Source organism: Bradyrhizobium tunisiense, assembly GCF_042263385.1.
Classification (GTDB): domain Bacteria; phylum Pseudomonadota; class Alphaproteobacteria; order Rhizobiales; family Xanthobacteraceae; genus Bradyrhizobium; species Bradyrhizobium tunisiense.
The window spans coordinates 1,033,285-1,058,398 of the sequence record NZ_JBHLEV010000002.1; the positions used below are offsets into that span (position 1 = coordinate 1,033,285).

The window sequence follows — 25,114 nt, forward strand, 5'->3', positions numbered from 1 at the left end:
ATGAGGGACATCACAATTCGGCAGTTTTTCCGGGCTACGAGAGATCGTCGGGAGGTGGGCGATTTTTCGTTGACCTGTTCGGCTGCGATTATGGGGTGGCTTCGCGACGCGCGCCGATGTACACGCTTCTGCGTCGCGTGGCGCCCGCTATGCCCAGCCGACGTACCAACACGCAGTGATTTAGGATCGAAAGCGAGGAAGACAAGGCTCGTCGATGAGTGGATTCAGGGAACCAGGTTTCGCAGACCGGCAAAAAGCGGCGCAAGACGCACGCAAGAACCTTTTGAACAAGTTCAAGTCCCAACCGGGGCCCGATGATCCCACGGTTGCGGCGAAGCGTGCCGAACGCGAGGCCCTCGCGGCGAAGCGCGCCGAGGCAAAGGCCTCGCGCGAGGCTGAAAGGGCCGAACAGAAGCGTATCGCGGAAGAAGCCGCAGCCGCGGAAGCCCTACGGCTTGCGCGTGAAGCCGAGGAAGCGGCCGCTAAGGCGGCTGAGCTCGAGGCCGAGCAGAAGGCCAAGCGCGACGCCCGCTACGCCGCCCGCAAGGCCAAGCGCAAGTAACGATCATAATTCACGTTCAATTGAATTGAACTGATAATTGCCTCCGGGGCGGTCCACGACCGCCCCAGGACGTTTGAGTGCGCGTCTGCGTATCGCAAACGCTGCAGCGCCGGGGATCAGTTCTTCTTCATCATCCCGTCGTCTTTCTTCATCCCGTCCTTCGACATGTGGTCCTTCTTCATGCCGTCGTCCTTGGACATGGTGTCCTTCTTCATCATGCCGTCCTTGGACATCGTATCTTTCTTCATCATCCCGTCATCCTTGCCCATCTTGTCCTGAGCAAAAGCGGCCGGCGCAAACGCGAGGCCAAGCGAGAGAGCGGCAGCCGAGAGGCCGAGCACGATACGGGTGCGAATGGTCATGGATCATCTTCCCTTTGAGGTGGTGTTGGTCAGCGACGGAGGCCGCTACTCAACTTCGACGGATGGACGGCCCGCCTTGTTACGCCGCCGCCGACAAATTTTGGCGATCCCGCTGCGGTCCGTCATTCGGATGAGCGAGGGCCTGTCATGGGATCGGAATTATGGGGATCGGAAGTGTGCAGCGCAGCACAACCGGCACTTGCCGCGGCATTCGATCTCGAACTATCAGATGAGGGATCATCAGGTGAGAGACCGGCTAGGATGGGCCCACGCGCCGGTCTCGAAAACCCGGACCAATCTCGCCAAACAAGAACCGTTCAAAAACCGCCCAAGGGGATCATGCCATGCTCACGCGCCGCCATTTGCTCGCGACCGCAGTCGCCGCACCCGCCATTCTCCGCTTCGGCACCGGTACGGCGCAGGCCGCGACCACACTGAAGATCTCGCACCAGTTTCCGGGCGGCACCATCGACAAGGGCGATTTCCGCGACCGGCTCTGCCGCATGTTCGCCGCCGAAGTCAGCAAGCGCAGCAATGGCGACATCGCCGCCGAGATCTACCCGAACTCCTCGCTCATCAAGACCAACGCGCAGTTCTCCGCGATGCGCAAGGGCGCGCTCGACATCAGCCTCTATCCGATGCCCTATGCCGGCGGCGAAGTGCCGGAAACCAATATCGGACTGATGCCGGGCCTCGTCACCACTTACGACCAGGGCCTGCGCTGGAAGAAGGAGCCCGTCGGCAAGGCGCTGACCGACTTCCTCGCCGACAAGGGCATCATTCTGCTCACCTGGGTCTGGCAGGCCGGCGGCGTTGCCAGCCGCTCCAAGCCGATCGTCGCGCCGGAAGATGCCAAGGGCCTCAAGGTGCGCGGCGGCTCGCGCGAGATGGACATGGTGCTGCAGACGGCGGGCGCCTCGGTGCTGTCGGTGCCCTCGAACGAAATCTACGCGGCGATGCAGACCGGTGCGTGCGATGCCGGCATCACCTCCTCGACCAGCCTGATCTCGTTCCGCCTTGAAGAAGTCGCGAAATCGCTGACGTCAGGGGCCGGCGCTTCCTACTGGTTCATGCTCGAGCCGCTGATGATGTCCAAGGCGATCTTCGACAAGCTGCCGAAGAACCAGCAGGACATCCTGCTCACGGTGGGTACCGAGCTCGAAGCCTTCGGCCGCAAGGGCGCGCAGGACGACGATATCGAGGTCGCCAAGGTCTATGAGAAGGCCGGCGCCAAGGTCTCGGCGCTGGATGCGGCGACGGTCGGCAAGTGGCGCGACATCGCTCGCGACACCGCGTGGAAGGACTACAGCGGCAAGACCGCGACCTCGGCGAACCTGCTCAAGCTCGCAATCGACGTTGCCGCATGAGCCACGGTCCGCTTCCGGATCGTGACGATCAGGCGAACGCTGCCGCAAGGACCGGCCTTGCGGCGGCGATCGATCGCGGTCTCGCCGTCCTCCACAGCATCATCGTCGTGTTCGCCGCGATCGCGCTGGTCGCGGCCTGTGCCATCCTGAGCTACAGCGTGCTCAGCCGCGCTCTCTACAAGGCGGCCAATTACTGGCAGGACGAAGCCGCCGTGTTCCTGCTGGTCGGCGCAACCTTCATGACGGCGGCCTATGTGCAGCAGAACCGCGGCCATATCGGCATCGAGGCGTTTGTCGGGCTGCTCTCGCCGTTCGCGAACAGCGTCCGGCTCTGGCTGGTCGACGCCGCCACGTTCCTGTTCTGCACCTTCTTCGCCTGGAAATCCTGGACACTGGCCCATGAAGCCTATGTCGACGGCCAGGTCTCCAACTCGATGTGGTCGCCGCCGCTCGCCATTCCCTATTCGCTGATGGCATTCGGCATGAGCCTGCTCTGCATCCAGATCCTCGTGCAGCTTGCGCTGCCCTTCACCGGAGCCAAGCGTCCATGAGCGTGTTCGGTATCGGCGTTGCCTATGCGATCGTGACGCTGCTCGTGATGTTTTCGGGCATGCCGATTGCATTTGCGCTAGGCGCGGTCGCAGTCGTGTTCATGGCCATCTACATGCCTGCCGCGTCGCTCGATACGGTGACGCAGAACGTCTATGAGGAAATGGCCTCGATCACGCTGCTGTCGATCCCGCTGTTCATCCTGAAGGGCGCCGCGATCGGCAAGTCCCGCGCCGGCCAGGATCTCTATTTGGCGCTCCATGCCTGGCTACACCGCGTGCCCGGCGGTCTCGGCGTTGCCAACGTGTTCGCCTGCGCACTGTTCGCGGCGATGGCGGGGTCTTCGCCCGCCACCTGCTCGGCGATCGGCTCGGCCGGCATCCCCGAGATGCGCAAGCGCGGCTATTCCGGGGGCTTCGCCGCCGGAATCATCGCAGCGGGTGGCACGCTCGGCATTCTGCTGCCGCCCTCGATCACCATGATCCTTTTCGCCGTCGCCGCCGAGAAGTCGCTGGGGCGGCTGTTCCTTGCCGGCATCGGTCCCGGCCTGCTGCTGGTCTTTCTGTTCGGCGCCTATGCCGTGGTCCGCTTCCGCCAGGAATATGCAGCGGCCGAAGCGATCTACAAGAAAGGCGGACCGGAGGCCGCGATCCTCGCCCGCGACGAGTACACGTTGGCCGAACGCTTCAGCGTGCTGCCGCGCGTGATCCCCTTCGTGCTGCTGCTGACGGGCGTCATGATCGCCCTCTATGGCGGCTACGCCACGCCGTCGGAAACCGCCGGCCTCGGCGGGCTGCTGGCGCTGGCGCTGATCGCGGCGATCTACAGCGTGTGGCGGCCGAGCGACCTCGCCCCGATCATGAAATCGACGATCCGGGAATCGACCATGCTGATGATGATCATCGGCATGTCGCTGCTCTACTCCTACGTGATGAGCTATCTGCACATCTCGCAATCGGTCGCCGAATCCATCGTCGCGATGCACCTGCCGCGCTGGGAGCTGCTGTTCGCGATCCTCGTCATGGTCGTCGTGCTCGGCTTCTTCCTGCCGCCGGTTTCGATCATCCTGATGACGGCGCCGATCATCCTGCCGCCGCTCCGCGCAGCCAATTTCGACATCATCTGGTTCGGCGTGGTGATGACCATCGTGATGGAGATGGGCCTGATCCACCCGCCGGTCGGCCTCAACATCTTCGTCATCCGCAACGTCGCGCCGGACATTCCCTTGCGCGAGGTGATCTGGGGCACCCTGCCCTTCGTGCTGCTGATGATGCTCGCGGTGCTGCTGCTGTGCTTCTTTCCGGCGATTTCGACCGGGCTGCCGGACCTGGTGATGGGGCCTGACGGGAGCAGGTAGAGAGGCCCATCACCGCTGCCGTAGGGTGGGCAAAGGCGCGCAGCGCCGTGCCCACGATCTCTTTGTTGTCAGCGAAAGGTGGTGGGCGCGCTCCGCTTTGCCCAACCTGAGAGTGCGGTGATTATGGCGCGTTCTTCCGCCGCGATGTCGGCGCGTTCGCCACCACCTGCAACAGATCCTTGCGCACCGCCTCGATGTGCCGCTCCAGGAAGCGGGAAGCCTCCTCCACCTTCTGTGCGCGGCAGAGCGCGATCAGATGGGCGTGCTCCTTTTCCGCTGTCCCCATCGCTTTGGTGTTGGAGAGCTGCAGACGCGTGTAGCGGTCGCTGGTCTGGAGCAGCGACAGCACGATTGCGCGGGTGCGCGGCTGCGGGGCGTGCACGTAGAGCGCCATGTGAAAGTCGGCGTTGAGCTGCCCCCATTCACTGACATTGCGCGCCTTGATCGCCTTCTCGAAGCTCTTGTGAATGTCGTCGAGCCCTTCGAAATCCGCTGTCGTGAACCGCGGCGCCGACTGCGCCAGCAATCGCGGCTCCAGAATACGGCGCAGGTCGAAGACATCGTTGATTTCGTCCAGCGACAGCTCCGAGACGATGGCGCCCTTCTGCGGAACGATGCGCACCAGGCCTTCGGCCTCGAGCTGAAACAGCGCTTCGCGAACGGGAATCCGGCTGACGCCGTAGGCCTCACCAAGCGCATCCTGGCGCAGTTGCGATCCGGCCGGATAGGTACCGTCGAGGATCGCCTGGCGAAGCTGATCGACAATCGCGGCCGACAGCGTGCGATGCTTTAGAGGCTGCTTCATCTGACCTTCTGTTGTCCTTCCCGACTCGTTCGGCCGACGCGGTCCCTGTCTTGCATGTCGAGATGCTCCGCAAAAGCCGGGCGCCAGAAACGAGGTGCCCAGCAAAAGCGCGCGCTGCCGCCGAATTGATCGTAATCTCCGTTTGACTCCCAAAATGTATAAATTATACATTTGGCAATCGCACGACAAATCTTTCGTGGGTTGGGGCCTTTCATGATCGAGCAGACGATGCCGGCCACGCGCGCGCTTAGCGTCCGACGTACGATCGTCCGGATCTCGAGCGCCCTGCTCGCCGTCGAGCGCGTGGCGCTGATAGGCCTGATGTATCTGCTCACCGGCCTGATCCTGGTGAACGTCGTCACCCGCTACTCGCGTTTCCCGATTTATTGGATCGACGAATCCGCAGTCTATTGCGTGGTCTGGTTGACCTTCATCGGGGCGTCCGCGATGACGCGCCTGCGGCTCGATTTCGCAGTGACCATGCTGACGGAGCGTCTTTCGCCGCAGCGCCAGAAGTTCGCCAAGGTGATCTCGACCGGCCTCGTCGTCGTGTTCGGCGTCGCGTTGATCGTCACCTGCGTGCTGTGGATGGACCCAATCGGACTGGCCCGCGCCGGCTTCGACGGACGCAGGCTCGCGGCCGAAACCTTCAATTTTCTCTACACCGAACGCACTCAGACGCTGAACTGGCCGACCTGGGTGCTCTATCTGACGCTGCCGATCTTCGCGGTGTCGATGACCATTCACGGTCTCGCCAATCTCCTGGAAGATCTCGGGCTGGTCCCGCGCACGCCACTGACGGGCTTTCAGCTCTCCGAGCTGGACGGGGTCAACTGATGGTCACGTCCGCGGCCTTCATGGCATTCATGCTGGTCGGCGTGCCGATCGGGCTTTGCCTGTGCCTCGCCGGCCTCGTCTATATCGCGGCCTCCGGCAACCCGGTGCTGTTCCAATCCTATCCGCTCCAGCTGTTCGGCGGCGTCGACAGCTACGGCCTGATCGCCATCCCGCTCTTCATCCTGATCGGCGAGATCATGAACGCCGGCGGCATCACGCGCCGTATCGTCGACATGGCGATGGCCTTCGTCGGCTCGCTCAAGGGCGGGCTCGCCTACGTCAACATCCTCGCCAACATGTTCATCTCCTCCATCCTGGGATCGGCGACCGCGCAGGTCGCGATCATGGCCCAGATCATGGTGCCGGAGATGGAGAAGAAGGGTTATGACAAGACCTTCGCAGCCGGGCTGACCGCCTATGGCGGCATGCTCGGCCCGATCATCCCGCCCTCGGTGATGTTTGTGGTCTACAGCGTGCTGGCGCAGGTCTCGGTCAGCGACATGCTGATCGCCGGCATCGTGCCCGGCGTCATCCTCACCGTGATGTTCTGCCTCGTCATCGCGCTGATGGGCTACGTCTACAACTATCCCCGCGCGGATTATCAGACACCGCGCCAGCGTGTCATGACGATCCTGCGGACGTCACCGACGCTGCTGATCCCGATCGTCATCGTCGGTACCATTCTCGGCGGTCTCGCCAATGCGACCGAATCCGCGGCCGTCGGCGCCGTCGCCGCCGCGCTGGTCGGAAAGTTCTGGACCAGGGAATTCGAGTTCTCCCAGTTGCCGCAGATGATGCTGCGCAGCGCCATCTATTCGGCGATCGTGCTGTTTCTGGTGGCGGCCGCGGCGGTGTTCTCCTGGGTCCTGATCTTCGGCAAGGTGCCGCAGGAGACCGCCGCCTGGATCCAGACGGTCGCCAAGGATCCGGTCAGCTTCATGCTGATCTGCAACGTGATCCTGCTGGTCATCGGCACCGTGATCGACGGCATTCCCGGCCTGATCATGACCGTGCCGATCCTGCTGCCGGTCGCGACTGAGGTCTATCACATCGATCCCAGGCATTTCGGCGTGGTGGTGGTGATCAATCTGGTGCTCGGTCTGCTGTCGCCGCCGGTCGGGCTCTGCTTCTTCGTCGCGGCCGCCGTCACCGGCGCCAAGCCCGGCAAGATGTTCATGGTGACGCTGCCGTTCTTCGTCATCTCCTGCGTCCTCCTCGTGCTGCTCTCACTCTATCCGTCGCTCTCTCTGATCCTTGTCAAATAGACCCATCTAGAAGGAAGCCCGACCATGCCGCTCTCACGCCGCCGCTTTCTCGCCGCCAGCGCCGCCGCATCGGTGTTCGCACCGTCGCTGGCGCTCGCCCAGGCCAAGGAATTCCGCCTCGGCCTGATCACGCCGAACGGTCATTCCTGGAACAAGGCCGCGCTCAAATTCGGCGACGATCTCAAGGCGGCCTCCAATGGTCGCCTGACATTGACCGTGTTTCACTCGGGCCAGCTCGGCAACGAAACCGCGATGATGCAGCAATTGCAGTCGGGCGCGCTCGACATGGGTTTCATCCAGGCCGCCGAGCTCGGCTCGCGTGTGCCGCACATCGCCGCGATCAACGCGCCCTACATCGTCCGCTCGACGCCGTCCGTGGCGAAGTTCGTGCGGCATCCGGCGGCGGTGAAGCTGTTCGAAGTACTGCCGCAGGAGACCGGCACAATCGGGCTCGGCTGGGGTATCACCGGCATGCGCGCGGTGTTCTCTTCAAAGGATCTGAATACGCTGGCCGACATCAAGGGCATGAAGCTCCGGATCAACCCGACGCCGGTCTATCGCGATTTCTATTCCTCGCTGGGCGCAGCGCCCACCCCGATCCCGACGCCGCAGGTGTTCGACGCGATGGCCAACGGCCAGGTCGATGGCCTCGAGGCCGATCTCGAATTTTCCTGGAACCAGCGCTTCGACAAGGTGTCGAAGGTGATCCTGCAGATGAACGCCGTCTTCATGCCGATGGCAGCCGTCGTATCGGGCCGGGTCTGGCAGTCGCTGCCGCCCGCCGACCGCGAGCTGATCACCAAGCTAGTGAAGTCGACATTGGACGCGCAGATCGACGAGCTTGCCGGCAATGAGCCGGCACTTATCGAGAACTTCAAGAAGGCGCCGATCCCGATCCGCCAGGTCGACGCCAAGGATACCGAGGCCGTCATTGCCGAGTTCGACAAGATCTGGCTGCCCAAGGCCCCCGTCCTCGCCGAGCTGCGCAAGGTCGGCGCGACGCTCTGATCCCGTCCATTCCTCACGTCCAATGCCGGCGGGTTGAACGATCCGCCGGCACAATTCCAATCGGAGCAAACAATGAGCCCACGCATTTCCTGGGAAGGCGTCTTCCCGGCTGTCACCACCCAGTTCAACAACGACCTGTCCCTCAATATCGACGCAACCGCCAAGGTGATGGACGGGTTGATCCGCGACGGCGTCTCCGGCCTGATCGTCTGCGGCTCGGTCGGCGAGAACACCTCGCTGGAGCGCAAGGAGAAGATCGCGATCATGGAGACCGCGAAGTCGGTCGCAGCCGGCCGCGTGCCAGTGCTGTGCGGCATCGCCGAATTCACCACGGCCTTTGCGGTCGAGACGGCCAAGGAAGCCGCGCGTGTCGGCATTGACGGCGTGATGGTGATGCCGGCTTTGGTCTATTCGTCGAAGCCGCACGAGACCGCTGCGCATTTCCGTGCCGTCGCCAGCGCAACAGACCTGCCGGTGATGCTCTACAACAATCCGCCCATCTACAAGAACGATGTCACCCCGGACATCCTGGTCTCGCTCGCCGACGTCGACACCGTCGTCTGCTTCAAGGATTCCTCCGGCGATACCCGCCGTTTCATCGACACTCGCAACATGGTCGGCGACCGCTTCGTGCTGTTCGCGGGGCTCGACGACGTCATCGTCGAGAGCGTCGCGATGGGTGCCGTGGGCTGGGTCTCGGGCATGTCGAACGCTTTTCCGCGCGAGGGCGAAACGCTGTTCCGTCTGGCCAAGGCCGGGCGCTTTGCCGAGGCCATGCCGCTCTACGAATGGTTCATGCCGCTGTTGCATCTCGATGCGCGGCCGGACCTCGTCCAGTGCATCAAGCTGTGCGAGCACATCATGGGCCGCGGCACCGCGCTGACCCGCCCGCCGCGCCTCGCGTTGCTGCCGCAGGAGAAGGCCGAGGTCGAGGCGATGATGGCCAAGGCGCTCAAGAACCGGCCGCGCCTGCCGGATGTGGGGCTGAAGGCGGCCTAAGCGCAGGTCTCGGTGGGCAAAGCGAAGCGCGCCCACCACCTGTCTCGATCATGGAAAGATGGTGGGCACGGCGCTTTGCGCCTTTGCCCACCCTACGGCACCTGAAGGCGGCGCTAGCGACCCTACGAAGCAGCCCGCTTCTTCTTCGCATTCAGCGCAGACGCCACACGGCTGACTGGCGGCTTGCCCAGCACGCCGCTCATCTCGTTCGTGGCCGCCAGCAGCTTCTCCATGTCGATGCCCGTCCTGACGCCCATGCCTTCGAGCATGTAGACGACATCCTCCGTGGCGACGTTGCCCGTTGCTCCCGGCGCATAGGGACAGCCGCCGAGGCCGCCGGCGGCAGCGTCGACGACGCGCACGCCCTCCTCCATCCCCGCATAGAGGTTGGCGAGCGCCTGGCCGTAGGTGTCGTGGAAATGCATCGCGAGCTTGGCTGAGGGAACGTTGGCGGCTACCGCGCGCAGCATCTCCTTGGCCTTGGCTGGCGTGCCGACGCCGATGGTGTCGCCGAGCGAGATCTCGTAGCAGCCCAGTTCAAACAGCGTGCTCGCCAGGTCGGCCACCGCCTTCGGCTTGATCTCGCCGTCGAACGGGCAGCCCAGCACGCAGGAAATATAGCCGCGCACCTTGACGCCCTCGGCCTTGGCGCGCGCGAGCACCGGCTTGAACCGCTCGATGGACTCCGCGACGGTGCAGTTGATGTTGGCCCGCGAAAATCCCTCCGAAGCGGCGGCAAACACCGAGACGACTTGCGCGCCGGCAGCACGCGCGGCGTCATAACCCTTCTCGTTCGGCACCAGCACGTGGAATTCGGCGCCGGACAGGTGGCTCACGCCTCGCAGCACGGCGTCGGAGCTTGCCATTTGCGGGATCGCCTTGGGCGAGACGAAGGCGCCGACCTCGACAGTGTTCAGGCCGGCCGCGACCAGCGCCTCGATGAAGGCAATGCGGGCCTCGACGCTGACGGGCGTTTTCTCGTTCTGAAGCCCGTCACGCGGCCCCATTTCAATGATGCGAACCTGGTCGCTCATGTCACTCTCCCGCCGGCTCGACCACGGCGAGTTCGACACCCTCCTGCACGATGTCGCCGACCTTGCACTTGATGGATTTCAGCACGCCGGCATAGGGCGCGCGCAGCGTCTGTTCCATCTTCATCACTTCGAGCGTCAGGATCGGCGCGCCCTTCTCGAGCGTTGCGCCCTCCTCGGCCAATACGGCGACCACCGTTCCCGGCAGCGGCGCTGCGATCTTGTCCTCGCCGGTCTGCTCCTCGCTCTCGCCGCCGAACGGATCGACCCAGTGCAGGTCGAAGCGGCCGTTGCGCGTGCGCAAGTAGAGCTCGTGGCCGTTGATCACGGCCGCGACGGAGGACTTGACGCCATCCAGCGTCATGTCGAAACCGCCGTCCTTCGGCGCGATTGCAAACGCCAGCTCGCGCTCGCCGATCACCAGCGTAGACGGCCCGCTGCCGTAGTTCAGGATGATCTTCTGCTCGGGCCCGTGGCCGACGCGGAAGGCAAAGCTGCGCTGGCGCCGGCCGACCGGCTGCCAGCCGAACGTCTGCCAGGGCGAATTCGCCTGGGCCCGTGCGGCCTGCTGCTCGTCGTTGACGACGGCGGCCACGGCGGCGCAGAGCTCGAGCTCCCCGGGCGCCGGCGAGGCGGACGTCAGCACCGCCAGCTCGCGCTCGATGAACCCGGTGTCGATCGCATTCGTCCGCACCTTCGGATGCGTCATCAGCGCCGACAGGAACGGGATGTTGGTGACGATGCCGCGGACGTCGGACTCCTCCAGCCCGCGGTTCAGCCGCTCGATCGCGACATCCCGCGTCGGCGCCCAGGCGATCATCTTTGCCAGCATGGCGTCGTAATAGGGTGAGACGCTGTCGCCCTCGCGGTAGCCGGCGTCGATGCGGAGGCCCCCGGTTTCCTCCGGCAGCCGCCAGGTGGAAATCCGGCCGACCGACGGCATGAAGTTCTTGGTCGGGTTTTCCGCGTAGATGCGCGCCTCGACGGCATGGCCGTTGAGCCTGATCTCGTCCTGCTTCAGCGGCAGTGCCTCGCCGAAGGCGACGCGCAACTGCCATTCGACCAGATCGATGCCTGATATCAGCTCGGTCACGGGATGCTCGACCTGCAGACGGGTGTTCATCTCGATGAAGAACACGTCTTTGCCGTCGGACACGAACTCGATCGTGCCGGCGCCGACATAGTTCACCGCGCCCGCCGCCTTTCGCGCCGCCGCACAGACGGTCTCGCGCTGTGCAGGATTGAGCGTCGGCGACGGCGCCTCCTCGATCACCTTCTGGTGCCGCCGCTGCAACGTGCATTCGCGCTCGAACAGGGACAAGAGATTGCCGTGGCTGTCGCCGATCACCTGCACCTCGATATGCCGGGGATTGTCGACATACTTCTCGATCAGCATGCGGTCGTCGCCGAACGCGGCCTTTGCCTCCCGCTTGGCACTGACGATTGCGGGACCGAGTTCGCCCGCCGAGCGCACGATCCGCATGCCGCGGCCGCCGCCGCCCGCGGACGCCTTCACCAGGATCGGGAAGCCGACCTTCTCGGCCGCCTTCGCCAGCGTTGCATCGTCCTGCGCCTCGCCGTGATAGCCGGGCACCAGCGGCACGCCGGCCTTCTCCATCAGCGCCTTGGAGCCGGACTTCGAACCCATCGCATTCATCATCCCGGAGGTCGGGCCGACAAAGACGAGGCCCGCATCGAAGCAAGCCCCCGCGAACTCGGCATTTTCCGACAGGAAGCCGTAGCCCGGATGCACGGCCTCCGCGCCGGTCTTGCGCGCGGCCTCGATCAGCCGCTCGACATTGAGATAGCTGTCGCGGGCGCGCGCTGGCCCGAGCAGCACGGCCTCGTCGGCGAGCGCGACATGCATCGCGTCGCGGTCAGCCTCGGAATAGACTGCGACCGTGCGCAGGCCCATCGCGCGGGCGGTGCGGATGACGCGGCAGGCGATCTCGCCGCGGTTCGCGATCAGGAGCGTGCGAAAACGCCGGTAGAGCTTTGAGCGGTCCATCGCATCACATCCTGAACAGGCCGAATTTCGTCGCTTCGATCGGCGCATTCGACGCCGCCGAGAGGCCGAGGCCGAGCACCAGCCGCGTGTCGGCCGGGTCGATCACGCCGTCGTCCCAGAGGCGCGCGGTCGCGTAATATGGGTGCCCCTGGCTCTCATATTGCGCGCGGATGGGCTCGCGGAAATTATCTTCCTCGTCCTTCGACCAGCTGTCGCCCTTGGCCTCGATATTGTCACGCCGGACCTGGCTCAGCACCATCGAGGCCTGCTCGCCGCCCATCACCGAGATGCGCGCATTCGGCCACATCCAGAGGAAGCGCGGTGAATAGGCACGGCCGCACATGCCGTAATTGCCGGCGCCATAGGAGCCGCCGATCACGACGGTGAATTTCGGCACCGAGGCGGTCGCGACCGCCGTCACCAGCTTGGCGCCGTCGCGCGCGATGCCGCCGGCCTCGTACTTCTTGCCGACCATGAAGCCGGTGATGTTCTGCAGGAACACCAGGGGAATGCCGCGCTGGCAGCACAGCTCGATGAAATGCGCACCTTTCAGCGAACTCTCACTGAAGAGAATGCCGTTGTTGGCGATGATGCCGACTGGATAGCCCCAGATATGGGCGAAGCCGCACACCAGCGTCGTGCCGTAGAGTTTCTTGAACTCGTCGAACTCGGAACCATCAACCACGCGCGCGATGATGTCGCGCACGTCGAACGGCTTTCTGCCGTCGACCGGCACCACGCCATAGATCTCCTCCGCCCCAAACAGCGGCTCGCGCGGTGGATGCATGTTGAGGTTCGGCCGCGCCGGCGGCTTCAGCGTGCCGACGATGCGCCGCGCGATTCCGATCGCATGGGCATCGTTCTGGGCGTAATGGTCGGTCACGCCGGACTGCCGCGAATGCACGTCGGCGCCGCCGAGTTCCTCGGCGCTGACCACCTCGCCGGTCGCCGCCTTCACCAGCGGAGGACCACCGAGGAAGATGGTGCCCTGGTTGCGCACGATGATGCTCTCGTCGGACATCGCGGGCACATAGGCGCCGCCTGCCGTACAGGAGCCCATCACGATGGCGATCTGCGGAATGCCCTGCGACGACATCTGCGCCTGGTTATAAAAGATGCGGCCGAAATGCCGCTCGTCCGGGAAAATCTCGTCCTGCAGCGGCAGGAAGGCACCGCCGGAATCCACCATGTACACGCAAGGAAGATTGTTCTGCCGCGCGACGTCCTGCGCCCGTAGGTGCTTCTTCACGGTCATCGGGTAATAAGTGCCGCCCTTGATGGTGGCGTCATTGGCCACGATCACGCATTCGCGTCCCGCGATGCGCCCGACCCCCGTGACGACGCTCGCCGAATGCACGTCGCCGCCATAGAGGCCATACGCCGCGAGTGGCGACAGCTCCAGGAACGAGGTTCCGGGATCGACCAGCAGATCGACGCGCTGGCGGGCCAGCATCTTGCCGCGCGCGGTGTGGCGGTTGCGCGAGACCTCGCCGCCCCCGCCGGCGACCTGACTGAGCTTCTCGCGCAGGTCCGCGACGAGGCTGCGCATAGCCTCGGAATTGCGCGCAAAGTCTGATGATGACGGATCGATGCTGGAATGGAGCGGCATGATGATTCCAATGAAGTGAAGGTTCTAGGCCGTCTCGGCCATCAGTTCGCGGCCGATCAGCATGCGGCGGACCTCCGAGGTGCCCGCACCGATCTCGTAGAGTTTTGCGTCACGCCAGAGACGCCCCACGGGGAATTCGCTGGTGTAGCCAACCCCGCCGAGCGCCTGGATCGCCTCGCCCGCCATCCAGGTTGCCTTCTCCGCGGAATAGAGGATCGCAGCAGCCGCATCCTTGCGCAAGCTGCGCGCGTGATCGGCACGGTCGCAGGCGCGGCCCACCGCATAGACATAGGCGCGCGTCGCCTGCCAGGTTGCGTACATGTCGGCAAGCTTGCCCTGCATCAGCTGGAAGTCGCCGATCGGCTGACCGAACTGCTTGCGCTCGTGCATGTAGGGTACGACCGCGTCCATGCAGGCCGCCATGATGCCGAGCGGGCCACCCGAGAGCACTGCGCGCTCATAGTCGAGGCCGGACATCAGCACCTTGACGCCCTCGCCCACTTTGCCCATCACGTTCTCCTCCGGCACCTCGCACTCGTCGAAGAACAAGGGATAGGTGTTGGATCCGCGCATGCCGAGCTTGTCGAGATGCTGGCCGTGGGTGAAGCCCTTAAATCCCTTCTCGACGAGGAACGCCGTCATGCCGCGCGGGCCTGCCTCCGGATCGGTCTTGGCGTAGACCACCAGCACGTCGGCGTCGCCGCCATTGGTGATCCACATCTTCGAGCCGTTCAGCACATAGCGGTCGCCGCGCTTGTCGGCGCGCAGCTTCATCGAGACGACGTCCGAGCCGGCGCCCGGCTCGGACATCGCGAGCGCGCCGACATATTCGCCGGAGATCAGCTTCGGCAAATAGCGCTGGCGCTGCGCGTCGTTGCCGTTGCGGCGGATCTGGTTGACGCAGAGGTTGGAATGCGCGCCGTAGGACAGCCCGACCGCGGCCGAGCCGCGCGAAATCTCCTCCATGGCGACGATATGGGCGAGATAGCCCATGCTGGAGCCGCCATACTGCTCCGGCGCGGTCATGCCGAGCAGGCCGAGGTCGCCGAAGCGCTTCCAGAGGTCCGCGGGAAACAGATTGGCCTTCTCGATCTCAGCCGCGCGCGGAGTGATCTCCGCCTCCACGAAGGCGCGAAGCGTGTCGCGCAGCATGCCGATGTCTTCGCCAAGATCGAAGTCGATGCTCGGGATGTTCAAGGCGATTCCTCCGTATTTTGGGCTCTGAACCTAGCGGTATCGCGGCCCTCTTGCGGTCGAAAAGGTTGCATTTTCCGCCAAACTTGGCGAGGATTTTTCGGAGGGAGTTCCGATGACTTTTCAAGCCGCGACCTCGCGCCGCGCCGTGACTCCCGCCGCCTTCGTCCGCGGCGTTGTTGCGGCTTATGCGCGCTACGGCCGCGACCCGGCCGAGGCGTTAAGCCGGGGTCAGGTAGCGCCAGACCTTGTCAATTCTCCGGACGGGCGGGTCACCGCCGCCCAGTTTGAGGCCCTGGCGGGCCACGCCATGCGCGAGCTGGATGACGAGGCGCTCGGCTGGTTCTCGCGGCGGCTGCCTTGGGGCTCCTATGGCATGCTGTGCCGCGCCTCGATCACGGCGCCGACGCTGGAGGTCGCGCTCAAGCGCTGGTGCCGCCATCACCTCCTGCTCACCGAGGACGTGCAGCTCGATCTCGAGGTTGGCGACGAGACCGCCGTGGTGTCCATCCGGGAGCTGCGCGATCTCGGGGCCTTACGCGAATTCTGCCTCGTCACCCTGCTTCGCTACGTGCTCGGCTTCTCCTGTTGGGCGGTGGATTCCGCGATCGCGCTCCGCGCGGCGGAATTCCCTTACCCAGAGCCCGGTCATGTCTCGGTCTATCCGACCATCTTTTGCCGGAACATCCGCTTCGGCGCCGACCACGCCCGCATCGTCTTCGACAAGCACTATCTCTCGCTGCCGCTCACGCGCAGCGCCGCCGATCTCGACAACATGCTCAAGGGCGCGCTCAGGCTGACCGTGCTGCCCTATCGCCGCGACCGCCTGCTGGTCGAGCGCGTCCGCCGCGTGCTCCGCAATGCGCGGGGACGCAGCCTCGGCGCCGAGGACGTCGCGAGCGAGCTTGCGCTCTCCACCCGCACCATGCATCGGCGCCTGCGCGAGGAAGCAACCTCGTTGCGCGATCTCAAGGAAGAAGCAAAGTTCGAGCTCGCCAAGCAGGAGCTGATGCGTGGCCGCGCCCCGATCAAACGTATCGCGGAGATCGCAGGCTTTCGCAACGAGAAGAGCTTTTCGCGCGCCTTCCGCAGCTGGACCGGAGCAAGCCCGCGCGAATTCCGCGGCCGGTACCGGTGAGGCGCGCAACGGCGCGCCGGGCCATCGTCTACAGCGTTGTGCCTATCCTGCCGAAGCGCCCCGCGGACTCTCCTGCAACGGCAGCGGCACATCCTTGGCGACCCCCAACACCGGGAAGCTGCGAACGTTCTTCACATCGGGCATTGCTGCGAAATGCAGCAGTTGCTGGCGCATGCTCTCGACGTTCGGCGCCACGCATTTGAGGAGATAGTCGGTGTCGCCTGAAATCCGCCAGCACTGCTGGATGCGCGGGATCGCAGCGATCGAGTTCTCGAACGCCTCGAGCACCGGCTGGGCTTGGCTGCCGAGTTGGATCGAGACGAACGACACCACCTCATAGCCAAGCAGCCGTTCGTCGATGACCGCGCGCACCGCGCGGATCACACCGCGACTGAACAGCGATTTGAGGCGCCGCAGGCAGTTGGGCGCGGACACACCGACGCGCAGCGCCAGCTCGTTGTTGCGCACCCGTCCGTCCTGCTGCAGCTCGGATAAGATCTTCAGATCGACGCCGTCGAGCTGATCCCGCCCCACCATACCCCACCTCGTTATGGTCGTGTCATGCGGGGCAGCGAAGCACGGGGCGGAATGGGTGCCAACCACCTTGGGCTTCCTCGGGGCTGCAAGAGTGTGGCGGGAAGTTTGCCTGGGGCCCGCCTGCGGCAGGCTCTCAGGATCAGGCCACGTTTCGGGGCGCAGACCGTCATGGTGAGGAGCCGGCCAAAGCGGGCGTCTCCGGACGATGCTTTGCGTCGCCGGGCGACCCATGCAGGCCGAGTTCGCGTCACCGAAAAAGTGTATACCCGGGACGATCCCGGGCACGACGGTTCACGATGACCTCAACGGGCGGCCTGGCCGCACGCGCCCTCAATGCGTCCAGGGCTCGCCGCGGCGGAATGAGAAATTATCGGCGTAGGCGACCGGCCGGCGGATCGAATCCTGCGGCTCGATCACCTGGTAGGCGATGCCCTTACGCTCGCAATAAGCGATCGCCTCCTCCTTGGAGTGAAAGCGCAGCGTGATCTGCTGCTTCATGTCGCCGGACGAGGTCCAGCCCATCAGGGGCTCGACCGAACGCGGCTGCTCCGGCTCGTAGTCGAGCTGCCATTCCCTGGTCTTGGAGCGTCCGGATTGCATCGCGTTCTTGGCGGGCTTGAAAATCCGTGCGGTCATTTGCGGTCCGGCCTCTTCGTCTTTATCGTTCGATTTCGATGCGTCACGGTAGCAGTTGGTGGAAACCTCAGGGATAGTATAGAGACACCAATTGGGAACTGATCGGTGATTCCGGCCCCCGGCACCCTCGCCAACGGTATAGTCATTATGCTGCACCGTGACAATTGCGTACCCGCCTTCCGCGCCGGGGCCCCGCCCGGCGGCACTCCTTCGCTGACGTCATTGTAAACCGCCCCTCCGAGAGCTCCCGTGCATGGCCTTCCTGAACATCAATGCCACGCTCCCTGACAAGGGCCGTGACCTCAGGCTCGACCTGTTTCGCGGCGTCGCGAATTGGGCGATCTTCCTCGACCACATTCCCGACAACGTCGTGAATTGGATCACGACGCGCAATTACGGCTTTTCCGACGCCGCCGACCTGTTCGTCTTCATCTCCGGCTACACCGCCTCCTTCGTCTATGCGCGGATGATGCTGGACCGTGGCTTCATCGTCGGCGCCACCCGGCTGACCAAGCGGGTCTGGCAGCTCTACGTCGCCCACATCATCCTGTTCGTGATCTATATCGCTTCGATCAGCTATCTGGCGCTGCGCTTCGGCGATTCCGAGATGATCAACGAGTTCAACGTCGCCGGCCTCGTCGACAACGCCACCGAGACGCTGCGCCAGGGGCTGTTCCTGCGCTTCAAGCCGCTCAATCTCGACGTGCTGCCGCTCTACATCGTGCTGATGGGACTGTTTCCGCCGGTGCTGTGGTTCATGCTGCGCAAGCCCGATCTCACGATGATGCTGTCGATCGTGCTGTGGCTGGCCGCGCGTCACTTCGGCTGGAATCTGAACGCCTATCCGGCCGGTCAGTGGTACTTCAACCCGTATTGCTGGCAGGTGCTGTTCGTGTTCGGAGCCTGGTGCGCGATGGGCGGCGCACGCCGCTCGATGACGCTGATCAACGCGCCGATCACGCTCTACCTCTGCGTTGGCTATCTCCTGTTCGCGCTGGTCATGACCATGGCCGGCCGCTTCCCGACCTTCGGCGGTATGTTCCCCGAGTGGCTGTTCTCGGCCTTCAATCCGAACGACAAGACCAACCTCGCACCCTATCGCTTCATCCACTTCGTCGTGATCGTGATTCTCGTGATCCGCTTCGTGCCGAAGGAATGGCCGGGCCTGGAGTGGAAGGTGTTCGATCCGTTGATCGTCTGCGGCCAGCAGTCGCTCGCCGTGTTCTGCGTCGGCGTGTTCCTGTCCTTCGTCGGCCATTTCGAGCTGTCGATGAGCTCGGGCTCGCTGCTCGCGCAAATCTTCGTCAGCGTCGCCGGCATCGCGATCATGACCACGGTAGCCTATTACATCTCGTGGTCGAAGAAGCAGGACAAGCCGCTGAAGCCGCCGCCTCCCAAGCCCGCGGCGAAGGCGGCCTGAGCCGGGAACGCTGCCGTTCGGAGCGCACCGTTCGCGGAACGCTGCGGCTCGGTCGCCCCGCCGGATTGGGCCGAGATCGATTGACCTGGGTCAACCAGGGATGACGCCGACCGGCATAATGTCGTCGCGACACGCATCGCCGCATCGACGTCGGCGGCCTCCCCTCGGACAAGGCCCAAGCACATGCCCTCTCATTTTCATGCCGTGATATGGATCGACCATTCGCAGGCCAGGATCTTCCATCTCGGCCTGAGCGGCTCCGACGAAATCACGTTGCACCCGCAACTGCCGACGCGTCATCTTCATCACAAGGCCAACGTCGTCGGCAGCGGCCACGCAGCTCCCGACAAGGCGTTCTACGCTGACGTGAGCAAAGCCCTCGCCGATGCCGGTGAGATCCTCATCATCGGCCCGGCGAGCGCAAAGACGGAGCTCGCCAGCCACATTCGCGCGAACGCTCCCGATATCGGCAAACGGATTGCTGCGGTGGAACCGGCCGATCACCCTTCGGACGCCGAAATCGTCGCCTATGCGAAGCGTCACTTCAAACTACCGCTGCCGCGCGTGCAGGCGCCGGGATAGGCCGGGCAACGGCCCTCGGCCCGAACGGGCTAAGGCGCGATGATGGCTCACTACGGGCCCATCGTGCTTCAGGCCGCTTCTTCGCCGTCGAACTCGGTGAATTTCCTGTAGATCCAATCGCGACCATCATGACGGCGCCAGACCTTGCCGATCACGAGTTGTCCGTTGATCGAGCGGCGGGGCACGATCACCGTCCAGAGGTGCCAGATCTCGCTCCAGCTCGATTGCGGACCGGCGGCTTTGAAGTTGCGATCGAAAGACATGGCGCAAGACTCACAGGATACGCGCGCTGCGACGAACTGTGACCTCGTGTGAGCACGAATTGCAGGCAGCCCATCGCGGGTCGAGTCCGATCTCATAACGATCGCCAAAGCGGCCGCAACACCCGCTCATCCTTAACCTAACCGGTCAACCTTACTCCTCGTGGGCTTCGGACCTGAACCGGTTGAAAGAGAGCGTCGAGTTTCTTAGAATGTTCGTGATTTGAGATGGCTGCGCCAACTTGGGCGCGTCGCAATTCGATTGAGCTAACGTCAGATTTCCTAATGAATTTCGAGACGATTCGTCGGGACGACCAAAATGAATCTGCAATGCGCACACCTGCGCCTGGCGCTGCGAATGGCACTGGTCGCAAGGACGCCGGCGCAAGAGCCGCCGCAGGCCGCCAACGATAACCAGATGGTCTGGCCGTTCGTGCCGTTTCCGCCGGACTGGCACGCTTCAGGTTGCTCGGTCGCATCTGACAAATGACGGCCGAAAAAGCGCAACGCCGCGCAAGCGGAATATTATCGCTTGGCGGCGTCCGTTAGACATTGGGCGCTGAAATCCCCAACACACATTTGTCTATGGCGACGGCCAAAGGTTCGATCGGACGCCGCCGATTCTATCCCGGCCGGCCGACCCAATTCGTTGAAACATCGCGCGGAAGTCGAGAAACGAGGTCAAGAACCGCGTGTCAATTCGCGAGGACAATCGTCCTGAGATGACGTCGGGACTGGTCGGGGCAGCTGGATTCGAACCAACGACCTGCAGTACCCAAAACTGCCGCGCTACCAGGCTGCGCTATACCCCGAATGTCCGGCGAGCCCCGTCGATACACGCTTCCAAAGGCGCCAGCAAGCTTACAAACTGGCGCCGGCAAGGCTGACGACACCCTTCGCAGCCCGCCCTATTTGCTGCCGAACAGCGGGTGGCCGACGCGGTCGCCGACACGGATGCCGTATTTCTGCGCCGTTCCCGCCACCACCTCCAGCACGGCCCGGGCGGGCCCCCGGGACGAGACGATCTTGGTCGACATCGGCTCGGTGTTTTCCGCGATGCGCAGGATGCGGCCGTCGGCGCGGATGAAGATCATGTCGAGCGAGACATAGGTGTTCTTCATCCACATCGAGATTTCCTGCTCGGGATTGAAGTCGAACAGCATACCTTTGCCGTCCGCCAATTCCTTGCGGTACATCAGGCCGGTCTCCTTCTCCTCAGCGGTCGTCGCCATTTCCACCGAGAACACCTGCACGCCGTTCTTGGTGACGATCTCCAGCGGCTGGAAGCTGGCGGCGTCGGCGGGCGCGCTGGCGACGGCAAAGCCGGCGATGACGAGGATGGCGGCAAGCCAGCCCTTCAGAGCGGACCAGACGGCCTTGCGATCAGAATTCATGGGAGCACTCGAGGCGTGGGACTGGATCAGTCCTTACGCGGCGATCGCCAGAAAAGCCAGAGGCGCGCCGGCCAGCCGGCGCGCCTCTATTGCTCACGATTGCGGGACCTTGCGCCGCAAGATGTGGCGCCCCCTAGTGCGACTGCAAGCCCGGCGATCCGGTCTCGGGATGGATCTCGGCCGCCATCATGCCCTTGGAGCCGGGCCCGAAGCGGACCAGGACATACTGGCCGGGCCTGAGCTCGGTCATGCCGAAGCGGCGCAGCGTCTCCATGTGCACGAAGATATCGGGCGTGCCCTCGCCGCAGGTCAGGAAGCCGAAGCCGCGCAGCCGGTTGAACCATTTGACCTGGGCCCGCTCCAGCCCGCTGGTCGCGGTGACCGTGACATGGGTGCGCGGCGGCAGCATCTGCGCCGGATGGATCGCCGTCGACTCGTCCATCGAGACCACGCGAAACGCCTGGTAACCCTTGGCGCGCTGGATGCACTCGACGACGATGCGGGCGCCTTCATAGGCGGTCTGGAAACCGTCGCGCCTAAGCACGGTAACGTGCAGGAGCACGTCCGGCCAGCCGTTGTCGGGAACGATGAAGCCGTAGCCTTTGGAAGCGTCGAACCACTTGATGACGCCATGGACTTCGACGAGATTGGCGCTGGCCTCGCCCAACCCGCTGAAGGGACTGAGCGCGCTGTCGCGACCGGCGCTGCCGTGTTCGCCGGGCGCGATCCGCCCCGACGATACCACTTGCCCGGGAACCCCGAGCTTCTTGGACTCAAATCCGTCCGACGACCCCATAACCCCGGACCCCACACTGCCATGCAACCCGCCATATCGGCGGCGCCCGAATCACGCGTCTTAAGAGAATGTTCTCAATTCGACGCGACGCGAATCTTTCGACTCAAAAGATAACACTCCCGGTTGCGAGGCATAGACAAAAAAGAGATTCGCCGGAACCTATGAACAGCTTGCACAGCCGCGAATCAAACTCCTGCCTCAATTTCCGACAAAGGGCCCGAGTGTGTCGCCGATGTCGTGGTGGATGACGAGGTCGGCGATATCGTCCTGTTCGGTCGGCTCGCGATTGATGATCACCAGACGCGCACCGGCGTTCTTCGCCATCATCGGAAAGCCCGCCGCCGGCCACACCACGAGCGAGGAACCGATCGCGATGAAGAGGTCGCAGGCGCGCGACAGCACGCTCGCGCGCTGCATTTCTTCATCCGGCATCATCTGGCCGAAGGAGATCGTGGCGGTCTTCACCGGCTCCGCGCAGGCCGTGCAGTTGGGCGCGGCGCCATCGTCGTCGAAGCGATGCTTCACCCAGTCGAGCGGATAGGCCTGTCCGCATCCGATGCAGCGCGCATAGGTGGTGTTGCCGTGAAGCTCGATCACGTGCTCGCCGGCGAAGCCCGAGGCCTGATGCAGATTGTCGATGTTCTGGGTGATGACGGCGGGAACCTTGCCGGCGCGGTAGAGCGATGCCAGCGCGCGATGGCCGCGGCCGGGCTTCGCCGCCGCGAACACCTCCTCCATCGCAAATCGCCGGCGCCAGGATTCGTCCCGCGCTGACTGGCTCGCGACGAATTCGTCGAACGGGATCGGGCGGTTGCGCGTCCAAATTCCGCCCGGCGAGCGGAAGTCGGGAATGCCGCACTCCGTCGAAATGCCGGCGCCGGTGAACGGCACGATGGTCCTGGCCTCCGCGATCATCCCGCCGAGGCGCTCAACGCCACTTTGAAGATCCGATGCGATCAATCGCAGCCTCCCGATCCGGTTTGTCCTGCAGCAACCATGCGCAAGCGGCAAGATTGCTGACGCTCTTATCAAGCGCCAACACGACGCACTCGGCAATTTTTTCCGGCCTTCGCATATCACAATCCTGCAATGCCTCCTCCCCATTGACGCCCCATTCGGAAGCATCAATGGATGTGTGAATGCGACTCAAGATGATGCGGCGGCAGTGCTTGAGCTCAGTAGTAAACCCGAGGGGATGGTCATGACCGAAGACGAAGAACGCAAAGCCCGTGAGCGCGATGAGATCGCCGCCCGTGTTGCCGCCTTCCGTGCCACGCAGGAAAAATTCAAGCGTGAGCGCGAAGAGTATTTCGTGTCGACGCTGGAGAATGCCCGAAAGGTCGAACGGCCCTCGCTGTGGCCGTAATTCACGTCTGATCAATGCGCACGAAAAAAGCCCGGAGCATTGCTCCGGGCTTTTCGCTTGTTAGTCGTTACCAATGGCGCCAGTGGTGATGGTGCCGGTAGTAGGGTCCGCCGCCATAGTAGGCGACGGGGCCGGCCCCGTAATAGTAGCCCGGCCCGTCATAATAGCCGTAGCGGGGACCGTAATAGCCGTACGGGTGCGATGCTGCGACCGCGCCCGCGGTGATCGCGCCGGCGGCGAGGCCGAATGCGAGGCCCGGGCCGATACCACCGCGCCCGCGCGCCTCGGCAGGCGCCGGGGCTGCGACCGCGGCAACGCCGACGGCTGCGACGGTGGCCAGGACTGCCAGTGTCTTCTTCATGCTCTCCTCCTTCGCGTCTTGCAAAGATAACGAGATGCGCCTGCGATGGTTGCGCGCAGGAGTGCGGAACCGCCGCAGCAAAAAAGGGCGCTGAGAGCCGGAACCAAATCGCCGGGAGCGCATTGCCTTTTCAAGTGCGGGAGCCTCCGCCATCCGGGTTGAGGCAACAGCACGAAGCCCCGTCAGCATCTCGGCGATGCTGGCGGGGTTTTAAGTTTCACGGGAGCAGATGGCAGCACACGACGATTGCTGCCAGCGGGGCGAATGACCGAGGAGGAAAGTTTGCCCTTATCTGCATTGCTGGCCCGTATACGCAAGCTGGTTCCCAGATCCGACGATCAGCATTACGACGAGATCGTTCGCAGCTTCGGGGTGGGCGCACTGCGCCCGCCGGCGACGCCGATGAGCGACCGCGAGCTGGCACGGGCGATCGCCGAGTTCCTCAAAGAGCAGCCCTCGAGCAAATCCGTTGCGACCCTCGGACGCCGGCTCGATCCCTCCTCCCCGATCTAGGTTCCTTCGCGGGAGCAGGGAACCAGGATTGCGCGCGGACGTTGAGTTGTTCCTCAGGCAGACCGGAAGAGGCCGATATGCCCGCGTGGCTCGAAGTCTTGCTCAACCTGTCCGGCTATGCCGGCTTCGTGGCGCTTGCCTCGCGCGGCACCACTTTCTCGCAGGTGCCGACCGACGATCGCATTTGCGGCGACAAGCGCTGATCGGCGCGCCGTCTAGTTGGCTTGCGCCGGCTGGCCCGCCGTGCGCACCAGCCGGTCGGCCTTGACCGCAACGCGCGTGTCCTCGACCTGCGGCCGCAGCGAGAAGCTGACCACCACGAAAGCGAGGCAGAACAGCGTGCCGACGATGGCGACACGCCGGTAGGTGTGCCGGTCGCCTTGGTAAAAGGACGGCTCTGAAAAAGGTGTCATGACAAAAATGGCTTCTTGGCAAAGTCGTATCTTGTTCGTCTTTGCCAGACACCTATCCCAAGCAGCGGCAAGCGCAACGCGATTGGGGTTTTAACCTAACCGAATAGGGTTATCTGCTTCCGCGCAAACGTTCGTTAGGAGTTTGCCGAACGCGCGTCCGATCGCGGCGGGCCAGGCCCGTGACGACCCGGTCACGTCAGGAGATGAAGCGCCGCATCGCGCCGGCAGGCGCAACATGTTCTGCATCCGACTCCATTTCGTTCTCGAAGAACGAATCGGAGTCGGAGAAAACGGCGCGGAGCGATTCCTAACGATCGATGAAGGCGCGCGGCGCAACGTCGTCAGCGGTCGTCGGCGCGATCTCCGGTGAGAGGAATCTCGAGACGACCGCGAAAACGATGACGATCTCGCGGCAAGGTTCGCATCGAAAGCTCTTGGCGGAGATCGCAATCATGGGCTGGGCGCAGCGCGGGCATGTCATGCAGGCCGAACGCTGCTGGCACATGTTCGTTCCTGAGCCATCACAGGCGAACGTTCGCGGGCGACCCGCGAAACCTGCCAAGGCGAGCTGGGCGTGGTCGCGCCCCGCTGCAAAAGCTGCCCGATCAAGCCGCCCGCTTCGCGTTAGTCTTCTGCGAGAAGCATTCCAGGATTTGAATGCGGAGCTCTTCTGCAGCCGGACCCTCGAGCTTCCTCAGCTCGTTCCAGAGTCTGATCACTTCGCGCTGCTTTTCGACGGTCATGA

29 protein-coding genes and 1 tRNA gene are annotated in these 25,114 nt (G+C 63.9%); 14 read left to right on the plus strand and 16 right to left on the minus strand.

Annotated elements, in window-relative coordinates; translation table 11 throughout:
- The first annotated feature begins 214 nt into the window (after positions 1-214).
- Positions 215-562: a DUF6481 family protein gene (locus ACFDR6_RS12335; RefSeq protein ID WP_317239480.1), complete on the plus strand. Its 348-nt coding sequence runs from the start codon at positions 215-217 to the stop codon at positions 560-562.
- A 116-nt stretch (positions 563-678) separates the two neighbouring features.
- Here ACFDR6_RS12335 and ACFDR6_RS12340 read toward each other — a convergent pair whose 3' ends face one another.
- Complete coding sequence (locus ACFDR6_RS12340; RefSeq protein WP_028176436.1) at positions 679-924, minus strand: pentapeptide MXKDX repeat protein; 246 nt, start codon at positions 922-924, stop codon at positions 679-681.
- A gap of 344 nt (positions 925-1,268) precedes the next feature.
- Between ACFDR6_RS12340 and ACFDR6_RS12345 the strand changes: the two genes are divergently transcribed.
- From ACFDR6_RS12345 to ACFDR6_RS12355, 3 genes are read left to right on the plus strand one after another with little or no spacing between them, the layout of a single operon-like run.
- Complete coding sequence (locus ACFDR6_RS12345; RefSeq protein WP_212085114.1) at positions 1,269-2,291, plus strand: TRAP transporter substrate-binding protein; 1,023 nt, start codon at positions 1,269-1,271, stop codon at positions 2,289-2,291.
- Positions 2,288-2,842 carry a TRAP transporter small permease gene (locus tag ACFDR6_RS12350; protein WP_212085106.1) on the plus strand — a complete coding sequence of 185 codons (555 nt, stop codon included), beginning with the start codon at positions 2,288-2,290 and terminating at the stop codon, positions 2,840-2,842. Before ACFDR6_RS12345 ends, ACFDR6_RS12350 begins: the two co-directional genes overlap by 4 nt.
- Complete coding sequence (locus ACFDR6_RS12355) at positions 2,839-4,197, plus strand: TRAP transporter large permease (protein WP_317239479.1); 1,359 nt, start codon at positions 2,839-2,841, stop codon at positions 4,195-4,197. Before ACFDR6_RS12350 ends, ACFDR6_RS12355 begins: the two co-directional genes overlap by 4 nt.
- 121 nt (positions 4,198-4,318) lie before the next feature.
- On the opposite strand, the gene ACFDR6_RS12360 is transcribed toward ACFDR6_RS12355, so the two are convergent.
- Positions 4,319-5,002: a GntR family transcriptional regulator gene (locus tag ACFDR6_RS12360; protein ID WP_317239478.1), complete on the minus strand. Its 684-nt coding sequence runs from the start codon at positions 5,000-5,002 to the stop codon at positions 4,319-4,321.
- Positions 5,003-5,230: 228 nt separating this feature from the next.
- Here ACFDR6_RS12360 and ACFDR6_RS12365 point away from each other — a divergent pair, with 228 nt between their 5' ends.
- The 4 genes from ACFDR6_RS12365 (at position 5,231) to ACFDR6_RS12380 (ending at position 9,111) form a co-directional block, all read left to right on the plus strand.
- Positions 5,231-5,839 (plus strand): TRAP transporter small permease, encoded by a 609-nt coding sequence (locus ACFDR6_RS12365; RefSeq protein ID WP_317243935.1) that lies wholly within the window; start codon positions 5,231-5,233, stop codon positions 5,837-5,839.
- Positions 5,839-7,104 (plus strand): TRAP transporter large permease, encoded by a 1,266-nt coding sequence (locus ACFDR6_RS12370; protein WP_375858451.1) that lies wholly within the window; start codon positions 5,839-5,841, stop codon positions 7,102-7,104. The genes ACFDR6_RS12365 and ACFDR6_RS12370 overlap by 1 nt, the downstream gene beginning before the upstream one ends.
- Positions 7,105-7,128: 24 nt before the next feature.
- Positions 7,129-8,112, plus strand: coding sequence for a TRAP transporter substrate-binding protein (locus tag ACFDR6_RS12375; protein WP_212085089.1), 984 nt, complete (start codon positions 7,129-7,131; stop codon positions 8,110-8,112).
- Positions 8,113-8,184: 72 nt separating this feature from the next.
- Positions 8,185-9,111: a dihydrodipicolinate synthase family protein gene (locus ACFDR6_RS12380; protein WP_212085087.1), complete on the plus strand. Its 927-nt coding sequence runs from the start codon at positions 8,185-8,187 to the stop codon at positions 9,109-9,111.
- Positions 9,112-9,233: 122 nt separating this feature from the next.
- Here the strand turns inward: ACFDR6_RS12380 and ACFDR6_RS12385 are convergent, their stop codons facing one another.
- The 4 genes from ACFDR6_RS12385 to ACFDR6_RS12400 are packed head-to-tail and all read right to left on the minus strand — an operon-like array spanning position 9,234 to position 14,956.
- Complete coding sequence (locus ACFDR6_RS12385; RefSeq protein ID WP_375858453.1) at positions 9,234-10,145, minus strand: hydroxymethylglutaryl-CoA lyase; 912 nt, start codon at positions 10,143-10,145, stop codon at positions 9,234-9,236.
- 1 nt (position 10,146) lies between these two features.
- Complete coding sequence (locus ACFDR6_RS12390; protein ID WP_375858455.1) at positions 10,147-12,150, minus strand: acetyl/propionyl/methylcrotonyl-CoA carboxylase subunit alpha; 2,004 nt, start codon at positions 12,148-12,150, stop codon at positions 10,147-10,149.
- A gap of 4 nt (positions 12,151-12,154) precedes the next feature.
- Positions 12,155-13,759, minus strand: a complete 1,605-nt coding sequence (locus ACFDR6_RS12395) for a carboxyl transferase domain-containing protein (protein ID WP_375858456.1) — start codon at positions 13,757-13,759, stop codon at positions 12,155-12,157.
- 24 nt (positions 13,760-13,783) lie between these two features.
- A complete protein-coding gene (locus ACFDR6_RS12400; RefSeq protein ID WP_212085078.1) occupies positions 13,784-14,956 on the minus strand; it encodes an isovaleryl-CoA dehydrogenase in 1,173 nt (390 codons plus the stop codon).
- Positions 14,957-15,068: 112 nt separating this feature from the next.
- Between ACFDR6_RS12400 and ACFDR6_RS12405 the strand changes: the two genes are divergently transcribed.
- Positions 15,069-16,091 carry an AraC family transcriptional regulator gene (locus tag ACFDR6_RS12405; protein ID WP_375858457.1) on the plus strand — a complete coding sequence of 341 codons (1,023 nt, stop codon included), beginning with the start codon at positions 15,069-15,071 and terminating at the stop codon, positions 16,089-16,091.
- Positions 16,092-16,133: 42 nt separating this feature from the next.
- Here ACFDR6_RS12405 and ACFDR6_RS12410 read toward each other — a convergent pair whose 3' ends face one another.
- Positions 16,134-16,628, minus strand: coding sequence for an Lrp/AsnC family transcriptional regulator (locus ACFDR6_RS12410; RefSeq protein ID WP_317239471.1), 495 nt, complete (start codon positions 16,626-16,628; stop codon positions 16,134-16,136).
- A gap of 330 nt (positions 16,629-16,958) precedes the next feature.
- Positions 16,959-17,264 (minus strand): ETC complex I subunit, encoded by a 306-nt coding sequence (locus ACFDR6_RS12415; RefSeq protein WP_212085072.1) that lies wholly within the window; start codon positions 17,262-17,264, stop codon positions 16,959-16,961.
- Between the two features lie 253 nt (positions 17,265-17,517).
- On the opposite strand from ACFDR6_RS12415, the gene ACFDR6_RS12420 reads away from it, so the two are divergent.
- Both ACFDR6_RS12420 and ACFDR6_RS12425 read left to right on the plus strand, forming a co-directional pair.
- The gene (locus tag ACFDR6_RS12420) at positions 17,518-18,684 is read left to right on the plus strand and encodes an OpgC domain-containing protein (RefSeq protein ID WP_212085069.1); all 1,167 of its coding nucleotides are present in this window, start codon (positions 17,518-17,520) and stop codon (positions 18,682-18,684) included.
- A gap of 273 nt (positions 18,685-18,957) precedes the next feature.
- A complete protein-coding gene (locus ACFDR6_RS12425) occupies positions 18,958-19,266 on the plus strand; it encodes a translational machinery protein (RefSeq protein ID WP_249153258.1) in 309 nt (102 codons plus the stop codon).
- Positions 19,267-19,334: 68 nt separating this feature from the next.
- Here the strand turns inward: ACFDR6_RS12425 and ACFDR6_RS12430 are convergent, their stop codons facing one another.
- From ACFDR6_RS12430 to ACFDR6_RS12450, 5 genes are all read right to left on the minus strand, one after another.
- Positions 19,335-19,529, minus strand: coding sequence for a hypothetical protein (locus tag ACFDR6_RS12430; protein ID WP_212085066.1), 195 nt, complete (start codon positions 19,527-19,529; stop codon positions 19,335-19,337).
- Between the two features lie 732 nt (positions 19,530-20,261).
- Positions 20,262-20,338, minus strand: a tRNA-Pro gene (locus ACFDR6_RS12435).
- A 96-nt stretch (positions 20,339-20,434) separates the two neighbouring features.
- On the minus strand, positions 20,435-20,920 hold the full coding sequence (locus ACFDR6_RS12440; protein ID WP_212085059.1) for a DUF192 domain-containing protein: 486 nt from the start codon (positions 20,918-20,920) through the stop codon (positions 20,435-20,437).
- A 133-nt stretch (positions 20,921-21,053) separates the two neighbouring features.
- Complete coding sequence (locus ACFDR6_RS12445) at positions 21,054-21,716, minus strand: cold-shock protein (protein ID WP_212085057.1); 663 nt, start codon at positions 21,714-21,716, stop codon at positions 21,054-21,056.
- 198 nt (positions 21,717-21,914) lie between these two features.
- A complete protein-coding gene (locus ACFDR6_RS12450; RefSeq protein ID WP_212085055.1) occupies positions 21,915-22,676 on the minus strand; it encodes an SIR2 family NAD-dependent protein deacylase in 762 nt (253 codons plus the stop codon).
- 241 nt (positions 22,677-22,917) lie between these two features.
- Here ACFDR6_RS12450 and ACFDR6_RS12455 point away from each other — a divergent pair, with 241 nt between their 5' ends.
- Positions 22,918-23,082, plus strand: a complete 165-nt coding sequence (locus ACFDR6_RS12455; protein WP_162832225.1) for a hypothetical protein — start codon at positions 22,918-22,920, stop codon at positions 23,080-23,082.
- A gap of 67 nt (positions 23,083-23,149) precedes the next feature.
- Here the strand turns inward: ACFDR6_RS12455 and ACFDR6_RS12460 are convergent, their stop codons facing one another.
- Positions 23,150-23,443, minus strand: a complete 294-nt coding sequence (locus ACFDR6_RS12460; protein WP_317239468.1) for a hypothetical protein — start codon at positions 23,441-23,443, stop codon at positions 23,150-23,152.
- A 264-nt stretch (positions 23,444-23,707) separates the two neighbouring features.
- On the opposite strand from ACFDR6_RS12460, the gene ACFDR6_RS12465 reads away from it, so the two are divergent.
- Together ACFDR6_RS12465 and ACFDR6_RS12470 are read left to right on the plus strand one after the other, a co-directional pair.
- A complete protein-coding gene (locus ACFDR6_RS12465; protein ID WP_249153257.1) occupies positions 23,708-23,956 on the plus strand; it encodes a hypothetical protein in 249 nt (82 codons plus the stop codon).
- A gap of 77 nt (positions 23,957-24,033) precedes the next feature.
- Entirely contained in the window at positions 24,034-24,159 is a 126-nt protein-coding gene (locus ACFDR6_RS12470; protein WP_317239467.1) for a hypothetical protein, read from the plus strand.
- 12 nt (positions 24,160-24,171) lie between these two features.
- On the opposite strand, the gene ACFDR6_RS12475 is transcribed toward ACFDR6_RS12470, so the two are convergent.
- Entirely contained in the window at positions 24,172-24,369 is a 198-nt protein-coding gene (locus ACFDR6_RS12475) for a hypothetical protein (protein ID WP_317239466.1), read from the minus strand.
- A 605-nt stretch (positions 24,370-24,974) separates the two neighbouring features.
- Positions 24,975-25,112, minus strand: coding sequence for a hypothetical protein (locus tag ACFDR6_RS12480; protein ID WP_212085046.1), 138 nt, complete (start codon positions 25,110-25,112; stop codon positions 24,975-24,977).
- Between the last annotated feature and the right edge of the window lie 2 nt (positions 25,113-25,114).